Origin of the sequence: Paenibacillus eucommiae, assembly GCF_017874215.1 — a bacterium.
GTDB lineage: Bacteria > Bacillota > Bacilli > Paenibacillales > NBRC-103111 > Paenibacillus_AI > Paenibacillus_AI eucommiae.
The window spans coordinates 117181-130064 of sequence record NZ_JAGGLB010000006.1 but is presented as its reverse complement, the minus strand read 5'-3'; the positions used below and the strand labels follow the sequence as shown (position 1 = coordinate 130064).

The following is a 12884-nucleotide window of genomic DNA, read 5'->3' as shown; positions in this document are numbered from 1 at the left end:
TTCTTTAACGCTTAATCACTATAAAGCACTTAAACTTCTTTTAAAAACCCGGACACCAGGCTCCGTGATAAGCCAGTAGTCAGTTTTTATTGTCAACAATCATTTGTATACTTTTTATTGTTGATTTCTAGCCATTTCTCCCCTATACTAAATCCATCATTATAATAAATGGAATATACAAAAAATGAAGGAGGCATTATTCATGCCCATACATGATGGAAATGACCCTGTAAGTATGCTTTCATTTTTACATACATATGCTGCTCATTTACAAACCTCCAGCTTCCCGGTGGTAACGGAAAACCGCAGGAAGAAGAAAACCGTAGAACGCGAAATCGTGCTTCTCGGGGATAGCCACAGCTGGGGTCAAGGCAGCACCGATAGCGATACTTCACGCTATTATTCCTCCCATATGGCCTATCCTTACAGCAAGGGGTATTACGCCAGTTTAGCTGCTCACGTCCGCCATAACCTTGAAATGTATCCATCGCCACTAGTACCCTTTTTGTCCAAGCAAGTATCTCCGATCAGCGGTCTATTTAAAACTGCCCAAATAGATTTGACTAAGCCCATCAGCGCGAAAGGGTTTTATGCTGCGACCGCTCTGGGGGATGAGCAAGCCGTTACCGATTTGGGATATTTGGCGGAGGCGTCTAAATTTGATGCTTCTGTATGTGTAATGGCTCCCGGAGATGCAGGTAGTGAAAAGCTGACTGATGCCGTATGCCGGATCGAAATGGAGGCGCATGCACGAGAGCTATTTATCGCAGTGTTGGCTGGCCCACATGGCGCCAAGCTTGAAGTTGCCTTGCAAACACAGCCTTATTACGACAGTCCTCCTGACTACCCAAAAGTATTTAGGGTAATTTCCGGAAACAAGCTCGAGCTGGGAGAACAAGAAGGTGGCAAGGTTCAGGATGTAGATGTAGTTGGGAATGGGGACGAGAATGGGAATGGTCAAGCTGGAACCCATGCAGTGAAAAGCATCTGGATCGATACTTATGCCGCTGACGGGTTGGAGGAAACCGTGTATTGCATCGATTATGGGGTGAAGCAGAAGGGAACATTAACGTTCAGCTATGCAGGTGCTAGTGAGAAGGCCGAGCGATTGTGCATAGACGAAGTCCAGTTGGGTACCCCAGCTTTGCTCATTCGCGGGGTCGTCTTTGATGGCAACCAAATTCGCAATTTTTCGATGGGCGGACATACTGTCGGTCAATGGCTCGGTGACAACACCCACAGCTACAACGACGGCCCTCATCCCCATGTCGATCATTTGCTGAATTACGTGCCCTTTACTCCGACCCTCGTTATCATTCAAGCGCCCATCGTGAACGAATATTTGCGCCAGACGGAGCTTGCCCAATTTACGAGTCATTTAACGGAGCTTATCCAAAAATTGAACGGACATCTGAACGAAACGGGCGAACGTAAAATGGATGTACTGATGTTCACCACGTTAGGGGATCAAAACATCCAATTCAAAGGAGCCCCCTCCCTGCCTATTTCGTATGATCAGTATTATGATGCGGTCAAACAATATTGCAGCGAGCACAGCTATGGAATCATCGATTTCCGTCAGTTTTTTGTCGATAAGGTCGAAGCAGGCCAATTGGATGACGATTTACTATTTGATGATGCGATTCATCCAAGCCCTTTTGCAAATGCGTTTATTGCTAAAGGTTTGACTGGTGTTTGGGATTTGCTTTGGTAGTTTGGAAACGATCCTTGCGGGGCGTCCTTTGAGGTGCGTGTTCGGGACGATAGTGCATGGAGGGAGGGAATGGCTGTGGGCTCCAGCCGCTGTTAAAGATTTGTTCCCTTGAATGGGTAAGATGAGGAGGTAGGAACAAATCTTTAAAGGCGGACGTTACCACTCTTCCACCCACAGCCATTCCCTCTTCTCAGATACAATCGCACGAACACCAAGCTCAAACGACCAGCCAGCAAGGAATGTTTTCTCAATCATCCGGCATTAAACGGGGCAGAGCAGAGCAAATCAAAAGCAGCTTGCGGACATGAGGTACGTTATTTGTGAGTTTCAAGGTCTTTTTTGGATCTTACGGACATGAGGTACGTTATTAGCCTTGCATGACGTTAAATGAGCTTCTTTTTATCCAAATAAGGGATCTGATGTCCGTAAGCTTTCCTGAATTAGGGGAATTACAGCAAATAAGGTCTCTGGTGTCCATAACAATGATTGGTGCGCCCCCTTGCCCCCAAGTCTTATATGTAAAAAACAAGAGTCCCCCAGAAACCAATTACATTGGAGGCACTCTTGTTCTTATTTGCATTGTTATACCACTGGTAATTACTCTTTCAGCGATCCAATCATAACGCCCTTAACAAAGTATTTTTGCAGGAAGGGGTATATGAACAAAATCGGTAAAATCGTCACGATAATCATCGAATATTTCAACTGGACAGAGATCAGGGCCCGATCATATTGATTCATCATGCCTTCCATCATCGACTGCTGATCCTGAACCAACACTTTGACCAAGTAGAGAGATACGGGCTGAAGCTTGACATCCGGCAAATAAATCATCGCCGTGAAATAGCTGTTCCAATGGCCTACTGCATAGAATAATGCGAGCACAGCCAGAATTGGTTGAGATAACGGTAAAATAATGCGCATCAAAATGCCGATATCATTGGCGCCATCGATTCTTGCCGACTCCTGTAAGCTTTCCGGAATGCTTTGGAAGAACGTACGGGTAATAATGATATAGAAGGCACTGGTCAACCCCGGCAGCAAAATAGCCCATCTCGTATTGTACAAGCCAAGTTCCTTGATCAGCAGGAAATTCGGAATGAGCCCACCGCCAAAAAACATCGTAATTGTAACCAGTATGATGATCGGCGTACGAAGGGAAAAAGTTCTACGCGACAGCGGATAAGCGGCAAGTACCGTAAACAAAATATTCAGCAGAGTGCCAACCCCCGCATAGAAAAGCGTGTTGCCATAGGCAGTCCATATATCGGGATTATCGAATACCCGGGCATACGACTCTAGTGAAAATCCTTTTGGGAACAGCCAGATGACATCCTCCACCACATATTGCGGATCGCTGATGGACATACTCAGGACATATATAAAAGGATATAAAGTAAGCACGATAACGAACCACATCACTGCAACAATCAGCCCGTCCGAAATGATATGACTTAGGGGACGCTTGCCTCCCTTGAACCGTGACCGTGTGGCAAAAGGTTTGACTGCCGTCATAGAAATCCTCCTCTCACCATAACGAAGTCTCTGTCATTTTTTTACTAATTCTGTTAACGCTAAGCAGCAAAATCATATTGATAATATTGTTGAATAGTCCAATTGCCGCCGAGTAGCTGTAATCCGCTTTTTCAATACCTTGGCGATACACGAAGGTGGAAATGACATCCGCTGTTTCGTAGGTAGTGGGATTATAGAGCAGAATAATCTTCTCATAGCCGACTTCCATCAAGCTCCCCGCGTTTAATATAAGCAAAATAACGATCGTAGGAACCAGACAAGGCAATGTAATATGCCACATCTTCCGCCAACGGCTCGCTCCATCGATTTCTGCCGCTTCATAAAGCTGCTGATCGATACCGCTAATCGCTGCCAAATAAATGATCGATCCCCAACCAAATCCCTGCCAGATCGAAGACGATACAAAGATCGTACGGAACCACCCAGGCTCACTCAGAAAGCTGATCGGCTGCACCCCAAACCAGGCAAGCATCTGATTAATAACCCCACTCTGAATCGAGGTGAAATTAACGATCATCCCGACAACAACGACAATGGAGATGAAATGCGGCAGATAGCTGATTGTTTGGACCGATTTTTTGAACAAGCCTTCACGCAGCTCATTCAGCAGCAGAGCAAAAAGGATCGGTACCGGAAATCCCCACAGCAGCGAGTATAGACTAAGCAAAATCGTGTTTTTCATCAAACGCCAGAAATAGATCGAGTTAAAAAATTGTTCGAAATTTCCAAAGCCAATCCACGGACTGCCCAAAATCCCTTTGATCGGATGAAAATCCTTGAAAGCAATCACAACACCATACATCGGAATGTAGTGAAAAATAATAAAATAAGCAATAACTGGAAAAATAAGAAGGAACAGGTATTTGTCCCGGGCGATTGTTTTTGTGAGCTGCTGGATGGAAATCCCCTCCCGGTATGCGGATAAATCCGGTGGTAGGTTCGTGCAAACGAACTGTCTTCCCGAACCTACCTCCGAACTAGTGCTGTTTATTCCTTAATGAATCGGTCATACTGCTGCTGTTTAATCTCGATCAACTTGTCAATTCCCAAATCCTTTAACTTCCCAGTGAATTTGCCCCAATCGATTGGTTCACGTCCAACAATGAATTTAACAATCGCTTCCTCCAGATAAGTCGGAATATCTGTCCCTATTCTGGAAATATCGTTCACTTCCTCTGCGGAAGGTAAAATAAACTCTAAAGGAACCGCGTCAATTAAATAGGGTTTCAATTTTTCAGCCATTTCTACCTGTTTAGGGTTCAGTTGCAGCAAAGCATTGGAAGATTCTGCATATACTCCTTTGTCAGTACGAATCCATGGAGTTACAGGATAAGCGCCAATAGATCTCAATGCACTTGAAGGATCCAATCCATCCGGATTGTTAGTAATAAATTCCGTGAATTTCGGCTTGCCACCTTCCATCGTGTAACTTTTCCCTTCTATACCCATTGCAACCAGTCGTGCTCCTTCTTCGCTTGCATAAATATAGTCCAGCCATTTGATCGCAATTTCCGGATTTTTGCTGTCCTTGCTGATTGCAGTATGCCCACTTATGGGACCATATTTTTCGTAAAAACCTTTTTGGCCCGCTTCAGCTGGCGGTACCACATTGATCCATTCAGCTTTTCCGGAAGTAACAGAGCTGTTATATTTCTCAGTAGCGTTCAGAAAACCAACCGTTGAGCCAATTAGCTCTCTGGAGACGTCTGCCAATATTTTATCGTCTTTCTTCGTCATGAACTCGGGATCAAGCAAGCCTTCGCTGTACAATTTATTCAACCAAACGATCATTTCCTCAGCCTTTGGATTCAGCCAATCATATTGAACTTTACCATTATCGTCAATTGAATATCCCAAACTGTAGAAGGACAAGTGAAGTCCTAGCGCATTGCCAAATATGGAAGACCCAAGCCAGGAATACGGTGGTGATAATGGTATCTCATCAGGCTTGCCATTTTCATTTGGATCGCCTTCTTTAATAGCCTTCAATACGGTATACCATTCATCCAGCGTTGTTGGCTCCTTCAGATTAAGCTTATCCAGCCAATCCTTGCGTATGAGCAAGCTGAGAGGATCCGTATATGCCGCTCCTGAAGTCACAGAGGACAGAGAATAAATATGTCCATCCGGTGCTTTAGCCATTTTATAAATATCCGGATTGTCAGCATAAAACTTCTTGATGTTCGGTGCATACTTGTCGATCAATTCGTCCAAGGGAATAATAACACCATCATGACTTAATTTCACAGGGTTACTAGGCAAATTAATAATGTCAGGCAGATCACTGGCAGCTGCCAAACGGATGTTCATGGCACTTGAGTATTGAGCATTAGGAGAAACATCCCATTTGATTTTCACACCCGTGTTCTTTTCGATTTCCTGCCAGACAGGCAGATTTTGTGCATAGCTTTTCGGGGCGTAATGATTATCATAGGTGGCAAAGCTAAGTGTTACCGAGCCAGGCTCAACAAGTGGCAGCGCATACGCTGAAGGTTCCGTTGATTCAGCTGTTGCGGTTTCAGATGGACTTACCGCTTGTTCCTTGTCCTTAACATCTTTCTTTTCCCCACAGCCTGCTATAACTAAAGATAGTATCAAAGTTCCAATCAATAACCATGTAAACCTTTTCTTATTTCCCATTGCTAATAGACCCTCCTTTTTTGTAATAAACAGCATTGCTGCTCTCTCTTGATTATACGGATAGAGCCAGGCAAGTGAAATGGCACAAATCCGCGATTTAGTCTCCCATTCTGTCCACTTTGTCTTCAGGACAGTCTGGTCATCTCTTATTGACAACTTGCCCATGGCTGGGTATACAATATAGGGAATCGTTTCCCAGAGCACTTTTTCCTGAACACATCATCCAAGGAGGGGTTGTATGGCATACAGGCTTATTATTGCGGATGACGAGGAGCATATTCGTGAAGGATTAAACGATCTGGTCGATTGGGCCAAGCTTGGTTTTCAGGTAGTAGCAAAGCTTGAAGATGGCAGAGATATTATAAACTGGATCCAGCTGCAGCCTGCCGATGTTATTTTAACTGACATTAAAATGTCCTCAGTATCCGGCCTGGAGGTTGCTTGTCATGTATATGAGCGCCGGCTTCCAACCAAAATTGTGCTGATTAGCGGATATCAGGAATTCGAGCTGGCCAAGCAGGCCGTAAGCTACAATGTGGTTGATTATTTGCTTAAACCAACGAAGCTCGACGAAATTTCCCGTGTTTTCACGGAAGTGAAACGTAAGCTTGACGAAGAGCACGCTGCGAATGAGCATCTGGCCCGTTTACAGAAGCTGCAAGCTGAAGCTGCCTCTATTGCCGTTTCAGTTTCCGTTTCCGCTGCAAAAAGCCTGTCCGAGGAAGCGCCTGCATTCCCGAGCGAAAGAAGCCGACTGCTCTGGACCGAGAAGCAAAGAAAGTTCCTCTCCTATGTAAACGCTGACAACTACGAAATCCTCACTGCTCAATATGAGGCATTGTTGGAAGAGGCCGTACAGGAAGATATTCCATTAAGAGCGATGCATAGTATGCTCATTGAGCTTTTTTCATTGTTATGGCGCAAGCTGAATGAACGGGAGATCCGGATTGAGAGTATGACTGGGGGGTCTTTTAACTACGATATGATACTAGGTCTTGATAGTCTGACTGCTTGTAAAAGCTGGGGAAGCCAGCAGCTGCTGCACATTGCGGGACAAGTGGAGAACTCTCTCTCATCAGGACCGTCCGCGTTGATCCACAAAGCCAAGGAATATGCCGCCCTTCACTTCGATAAAGATATTTCCTTAAAAGCCGCTGCTGACTATGTCTATTTGAGTCCCGATTACTTCAGCCGCCTGTTCAAGCAGTATACCGGCATCAACTTTACCGACTACATCATAGAGCTGCGCATGAATAAAGCGATGGAATATTTAAAAAATCCGCAATTCAAAGTTTATGAAATTGGAGCTATCATTGGCTACAGAAACACGAAATATTTCTTCAAGCTTTTCAAAAAACAGACGGGGTATACGCCTTCGGAATACAGACGCAAGCTGGGTCCGGGCAAAAGCCCTGAGGAATCACTATGAAAAAACCACTTTCCCTGTGGTCCGTGATCCGCAATTACAAATTCCAGAGTGTATTTTTTAAAAACTTTATTATGTTTCTGCTGCTTATTCAACTGCCGATCGTCGGCCTGAGCATAGGTATTTACAAGCTTTACAGCAAAACGGTAACAGAGGAAATCAGCACCGTTCATTTGACCTCGCTCTCCCGTGTGCGCGATATGGTGGACATGATCCTCCGGGATGTGGATGCCTTCTCTCTGCGCATCGCCTCCGACCAGCTGCTAACGGATATGCTTGAGAAGGACATGACCTATCCGCCTGACTATACCTCTTCAGTTGATATGGAGCTGCTATTCAGAAAACTGAAGCTTACCGAAATTTCCCGAAATTTTGTTCATTCAGTCTATTTGTATTCAGAGCGTAATCAACTGCTCGTGTCCTCCTCAACCGGACTGTGGCCGATGTATCAATTCGCCGATCATGGCTGGCTGGAAACGTTCAACGAGAAAAAAACGGCCTACAAGGAATGGCCTTTTCCCAGAAAAATAAAGCTATATCCTACCGATGAACAAGGACTGCAGCTGCTAACCCTGATTCGTACTGCTCCTCTGCTTTATTCCAGCAAAACAGGCGGGATCATTATTAATATCGACACGGAGCGCTTTGGCCGTACGATCAATAACGTCAGCAATCATTACATTGATAATATTTTCATCCTGGATGCCAGCGGAACCGTTTTATATAACAATAACTTCAATCTGATCAATCAGCCGATCTCAGCTATTTTGCCCGATGCCAATATAGTTTCCTCACAGCCTAATGAGCCCACCTTTATTTATAATAATCAATTAAAAGAATCGGTATCCTTCGTCAATTCCCAGTATAACAATTGGAAATTTATTTCTGTGGTGCCACTGCGGCTATATGAAGAAAAAGCAAGCTATATTCGTCATTTTCTGCTGATCTCTTCCTTATGCAGTATTGTAGTTTCTCTACTTCTGGCATTATTCCTTTCCTGGAAAATGTTCAGACCCATCAAACAAATTATGGCTGTAGTGACACAGCCCGAGGATTGGCAGGAATCATCTCCAGGTCACAAAAAAGTGCAATTGGATGAAATCAAGTATATTACTGCGAACGTGCTTAGTGCCTACGGGGAAAAACAGGAGCTGCAAAAGGAGCTTACAGACCGCTTGACGCTTTTGAATAAAGCCTATGCTGTTGCCTTACAATCCCAGATTAATCCCCACTTTATGTACAACACTCTGGAATCTCTCAATTGGCAGGCTTTGCGTCTGACAGGCGGGGAAAATCAGGTTTCCGAGATGATCGTATCGCTATCCAAGCTGCTGCGCTTCTCCCTGGAAGGCGAAGACAACTTAGTGCCACTCCGTGCCGAAATCGAGAACTGCAAACATTATATTGACATTCAAATGTTTAGGTATCCGCGCAAATTTGAAGTTGAATGGCAAATTGACAACCAGATTGACGCCTGCAAAATCCCCCGCCTCACCCTGCAGCCGCTGCTCGAAAACGCCATTTATCACGGCATCAAACCCCAGCAGGGCCCAGGCAAAATTTCTATAACGGGAAGCTTGGAGGGTGAAACAGTCAGTCTGCAGGTAGTTGACGACGGCATGGGCATCGACGCTGAACAGGTGACCAAGATCAACAAGGAGCTGAAGGAAAAATACAACCTGGTCAGCCAGCACATCGGCATCAAAAATGTGAACCAGCGCATCAAGCTGATCTTCGGCGAGCAATATGGCCTACATGTAGCCAGCTCACAGGGCGAGGGCACCGAAATTAGCATTACGCTTCCTGCTCATACCAAGATCCAAAGTGAATAGGAAAGATAGGAAAGACGCCCTTTTTGGGCGTCCTTTGATATACGTATTCGGGGCGATGGTGCATGGACGGAGGGAATGGCTGTGGGCTCCAGCCGCTGTTAAAGATTTGTTCCCTTCAATGAAATGAATGGGGGAGGTTGGAACAAATCTTTAAAGGCGGATGTTACCACTCTTCCTCCCACAGCCATCCCCTCTCTCAGCTACAATCGCACGAATCGCACGAATCACAAGGATCACAAGAACCATAAGAACACCAAGTTCAAACGGCAAGCCAGCAACGTTTTTTCTTCGCTGGAGAGATTTCCCCGCGGGCGAAGGCGCTGGGGATGAGCATCGCCCTCCGCCGACGCGCGCCAGCGCGCAGCTGAGAAGGACCTGGTGCTTTTAACGATGTTTTTCATCGTTAAAAGCACCAGGTCCGCTCACATCCTTACTTTAACGATGAAAATCATCGTTAAAATCCCATTTTAACCGCGAGAGAGGCCATCCGACCTCTTTTAACGATGAAAAACATCATTAACGAGGCTGAGTGACCTGGTAACACTTACTTTAACGATGAAAAACATCGTTAAGTGGAGTATGCGCTCAAATGGGCTGCCAATAAAGGTTGCTTTCTGAGGGAAGGGGGTAGTGACGACAGGGAAATCTGTGCTTCCTTTCTGATCCCCTGAGTGAATGAGCAGTCTCACCGAACACTTCACCACTCTAAAGCTGCACCATGTGACTATTTCCTTTCACTCCAGTCATCCCCAAAAAACTTGTACTTTCTAATAAATTTCATAAAATAAGACTGAGCAGATTATCCTCCGCTCAGCCCTAGCTTTAAATACATCAGGAAAAATTCATTCCACTTACTACCACAAATTACTGTAATTTATTAAATCAACGCTTCCAGCAGCTTCTTGGACTCTAAAATATCCGCAATTTGCTGATCTCCACTAATCTCCCGCTCAATCGTAATCGCACCTTCATAACCAAAATCCTTCAAACGTGAAATAAGTGCCGGGAAATTGACTTTTCCATGACCAATTTGTACTTCGTGACCAAGAAACTTCGGATTCGTTGGGTATAAACCATCTTTAGCATGCACGCCGCGGACGTATTTACCGAAGACATCCATCGCATCCACTGGGTTTCCTTTTCCGTATAGAACAAGGTTTGCCGGATCCAGATTAATTCCCACGTTTTCACCGCCGAGATCTTCAATCATGCGCAATAAAGCAACTGGCGTTTCTTGTCCCGTCTCGAACAGGAAATGAATCGAACGCTCCTTACACTTTTGCACAAGATACTGCAGGCAATTAAGCACGCCATTGTATTCCCGATCGTTCGGATCCTCTGGAATAAAGCCCACATGTGTGATGATGTCGGAAACTCCCAACTTATGTGTAAACTCAATGCCCTTAACAAGAGTCTGCATTCTGCTGTCCCGGTAAGCCGTTGGAACCAAGCCCAGCGTTGAAGGTCCGCTCTGGAAATCCCACACCATAGGACCTGCCCATCCGCACCAAAAGTGACTGATCCGTACCGAAAACTCCTCGCTGGCTTCTTTAATCAGAACTACCATTTCATCTGTAAAAAAGGAATCGTCAAAGCAGCACAACTGGCAGGTATTCAAGCCAAGATCTCTAACCTTCTTCATTTCGTTGCGAACATCGTGGTTTAAAGCAACTAATACGCCTAATTCCATGGTTATAAGTCCTCTTTTCACATTGGTTTATATTGGGTATATCGTTCTTTGTAAAATGTACCTACCTTCAAGATACACTCATTACGCTAAGTCGTATATGCGGTTATTTGTCTGCTTTGTATCCAAATTTGTCACATTGATAAGTTGGACCAAAGGTTACCCCGTTTTAACGTAACAAAGAACAGACCTCTGAACAACATTCGCTCAAAGGTCCGCTCTTTTTAAGGTCAACAATTACTTCTGGAAAAAGCTCGTGTCACACTTTCAGTGCCCTGGGCAACCTACGCTTCCCCCGCTAGCCGCAGCTCCTCAAAAGCCTGTTTGTAAGCCTGCGCCATTACTTCGTCAGTTCCCTGCTTGATGCTCCCTTTCAGTCCATACTCTAAAGCTGATCCGTCCGCCTCGTAACCGCCCTCAGCTATAATTGAATCGTCAGGTATGTAGGCCGTGGAATCGGCATAACCGAAGAAAAGCAGTGTTACCCCGGGAAACAATTGTTCCAGCTTGAGCTTTACTTCATAGCACGGTTCCCCGCCCATATAAGCTATATACAAGCTCTCGCTCAGCCTCGCCATGCCTCCAGGCAAGGAGATTTGCGCTTTCATATCCTCATAATTGTGCAGTACCCTTGCAGCCACCTGCCGCAGACCTGGAAAGCCATTAGCATCGCTGGCGGCTTCGGCTACACGAGGTTTAGGAAAAGGATCAAGTTCGAGCTTGACGGCAAATTGAAGTGCGGCTAAATCCAATTGTACCGGCACAAGAGCCCCAGAAGTACGGCACAGCCGTTTGATGCCCAATGTGATCGCAGCAGCCATCTCATCGACCTCATCGTAGGTGCAGGTGATGAACTCCCCTCCCTTGGTAGTTACCTTAGGACGCGAATTGCCGCCTGAGCCTTGGAAGAATATCCCCATAGCGCCAAAGTATTCAGCCTCCAGCAAATGGCATACCCGCCCCGGGAAATCCCCGGACAAGTAAGGCGTATCGCGCACGGTAACAGGATGGCAGGCGTAATTGAACAGAATCACCCGCGCTTTGCCGCTCTGATCATTCACACGCAGTACATGGAGCCGATCATCCTTCAATCCCTGCGGATTGGGCATATTCTCTACAGCGCCGTCAACAAAAAGCCGTCTGTTGATATTCCAATCACCGCTCACACTGCCGTATTCCAGGCTGCCCTCAAAACAATTGACCATCACCCGGTCGATACAGCTAAAAATTCTGCTTAATAGAAATTCCTCATATTCAGGGGAATGCTGGCTTACATCATCATAGCCCTCCACAGCGGGACCTCCATGAGTATGACTATAAGCCAGAAACAGATGGTCCGCACTCAGCTCGTATCGACTTTTGGCATATTCCTGTACCTTCCGCGTCAGCTTAAAATCATGGAACAACAGATCGACGGAAATAAACAACAGCGGAGCCTTACCGTCATCCATTAGCAGTGCCCTAACAAACAAATCGTCATGAATTCCCACAAACGGATTATTAAAAAAGGAGGCATACCCTCCCATAAAAGTTTTACGGTCCGGTGTTATTAAGTCTTTGGCTGCCCCAAAGCGCATTGTAGTCCCTCCTTACGTCCTCATTCCCCAAACATTATCCCCATACCAAAACCTGCTTTGGCTTCAGGATCATTCTGAGTGAAGCGGCAGCTTCGGAAGTCTGTCCGGCCAATTAGCAACGCAAATGTATTCAAAATCCTCTTCGGAGATACAGGTAGCCTGATGCTCAACATCGCGTGGAATGTAGACCACATCGCCCACTCCAACTTCACTGAACGCTGCATCCAGCTGCAGACGGGCTCTACCGCCAATAATGATATATACTTCCTCTTCATCATCATGATTGCCCACCGGTGTAGACAAGCCTTTTTTCAGCCGTACATAATTACTGGAAATCGTCTCTGCTTCCTGCTCATCCAGAAATGTTACCCCTTCTTCATTATATCCAGGCAGTGTGGTCAGGTTTTTGACAAATGCTTTTATCATCGCTTATTCCTCCATTTTGTATAGGTTTTCTGAAGTACAGCCTTAT

9 protein-coding genes are annotated in these 12884 nt (G+C 45.5%); 3 read left to right on the top strand and 6 right to left on the bottom strand.

What is annotated here, in order from left to right:
- Nucleotides 1-202 precede the first annotated feature (202 nt).
- A complete protein-coding gene (locus J2Z66_RS11335; protein ID WP_209971514.1) occupies nucleotides 203-1714 on the top strand; it encodes an SGNH/GDSL hydrolase family protein in 1512 nt (503 codons plus the stop codon).
- A gap of 597 nt (nucleotides 1715-2311) precedes the next feature.
- Here J2Z66_RS11335 and J2Z66_RS11330 read toward each other — a convergent pair.
- The 3 genes from J2Z66_RS11330 to J2Z66_RS11320 form a co-directional block, all read right to left on the bottom strand.
- Nucleotides 2312-3229 carry a carbohydrate ABC transporter permease gene (locus J2Z66_RS11330; RefSeq protein WP_209971513.1) on the bottom strand — a complete coding sequence of 306 codons (918 nt, stop codon included), beginning with the start codon at nucleotides 3227-3229 and terminating at the stop codon, nucleotides 2312-2314.
- Nucleotides 3230-3242: 13 nt separating this feature from the next.
- On the bottom strand, nucleotides 3243-4154 hold the full coding sequence (locus J2Z66_RS11325) for an ABC transporter permease (RefSeq protein ID WP_376774390.1): 912 nt from the start codon (nucleotides 4152-4154) through the stop codon (nucleotides 3243-3245).
- 83 nt (nucleotides 4155-4237) lie between these two features.
- Nucleotides 4238-5890, bottom strand: coding sequence for an extracellular solute-binding protein (locus J2Z66_RS11320; RefSeq protein ID WP_209971511.1), 1653 nt, complete (start codon nucleotides 5888-5890; stop codon nucleotides 4238-4240).
- A 238-nt stretch (nucleotides 5891-6128) separates the two neighbouring features.
- Here J2Z66_RS11320 and J2Z66_RS11315 point away from each other — a divergent pair, with 238 nt between their 5' ends.
- On the top strand, nucleotides 6129-7319 hold the full coding sequence (locus J2Z66_RS11315; RefSeq protein WP_209971510.1) for a response regulator transcription factor: 1191 nt from the start codon (nucleotides 6129-6131) through the stop codon (nucleotides 7317-7319).
- Nucleotides 7316-9148 carry a cache domain-containing sensor histidine kinase gene (locus J2Z66_RS11310; RefSeq protein ID WP_209971509.1) on the top strand — a complete coding sequence of 611 codons (1833 nt, stop codon included), beginning with the start codon at nucleotides 7316-7318 and terminating at the stop codon, nucleotides 9146-9148. Before J2Z66_RS11315 ends, J2Z66_RS11310 begins: the two co-directional genes overlap by 4 nt.
- 877 nt (nucleotides 9149-10025) lie before the next feature.
- Here the strand turns inward: J2Z66_RS11310 and J2Z66_RS11305 are convergent.
- The 3 genes from J2Z66_RS11305 to J2Z66_RS11295 all read right to left on the bottom strand — a co-directional run bounded on the left by J2Z66_RS11305 (nucleotide 10026) and on the right by J2Z66_RS11295 (nucleotide 12838).
- Nucleotides 10026-10838 (bottom strand): sugar phosphate isomerase/epimerase family protein, encoded by an 813-nt coding sequence (locus J2Z66_RS11305; protein ID WP_209971508.1) that lies wholly within the window; start codon nucleotides 10836-10838, stop codon nucleotides 10026-10028.
- Between the two features lie 281 nt (nucleotides 10839-11119).
- A complete protein-coding gene (locus tag J2Z66_RS11300; RefSeq protein WP_209971507.1) occupies nucleotides 11120-12412 on the bottom strand; it encodes a hypothetical protein in 1293 nt (430 codons plus the stop codon).
- A 69-nt stretch (nucleotides 12413-12481) separates the two neighbouring features.
- The gene (locus J2Z66_RS11295) at nucleotides 12482-12838 is read right to left on the bottom strand and encodes a cupin domain-containing protein (RefSeq protein WP_209971506.1); all 357 of its coding nucleotides are present in this window, start codon (nucleotides 12836-12838) and stop codon (nucleotides 12482-12484) included.
- Nucleotides 12839-12884: the final 46 nt, after the last annotated feature.

Excerpts from the sequence above, each read along its gene's own strand:
- J2Z66_RS11335 (WP_209971514.1), top strand. The coding sequence starts at position 203 with ATGCCCATACATGATGGAAATGACCCTGTAAGTATGCTTTCATTTTTA.
- J2Z66_RS11330 (WP_209971513.1), bottom strand. The coding sequence starts at position 3,229 with ATGACGGCAGTCAAACCTTTTGCCACACGGTCACGGTTCAAGGGAGGC.
- J2Z66_RS11320 (WP_209971511.1), bottom strand. The coding sequence starts at position 5,890 with ATGGGAAATAAGAAAAGGTTTACATGGTTATTGATTGGAACTTTGATA.
- J2Z66_RS11315 (WP_209971510.1), top strand. The coding sequence starts at position 6,129 with ATGGCATACAGGCTTATTATTGCGGATGACGAGGAGCATATTCGTGAA.
- J2Z66_RS11310 (WP_209971509.1), top strand. The coding sequence starts at position 7,316 with ATGAAAAAACCACTTTCCCTGTGGTCCGTGATCCGCAATTACAAATTC.
- J2Z66_RS11305 (WP_209971508.1), bottom strand. The coding sequence starts at position 10,838 with ATGGAATTAGGCGTATTAGTTGCTTTAAACCACGATGTTCGCAACGAA.
- J2Z66_RS11300 (WP_209971507.1), bottom strand. The coding sequence starts at position 12,412 with ATGCGCTTTGGGGCAGCCAAAGACTTAATAACACCGGACCGTAAAACT.
- J2Z66_RS11295 (WP_209971506.1), bottom strand. The coding sequence starts at position 12,838 with ATGATAAAAGCATTTGTCAAAAACCTGACCACACTGCCTGGATATAAT.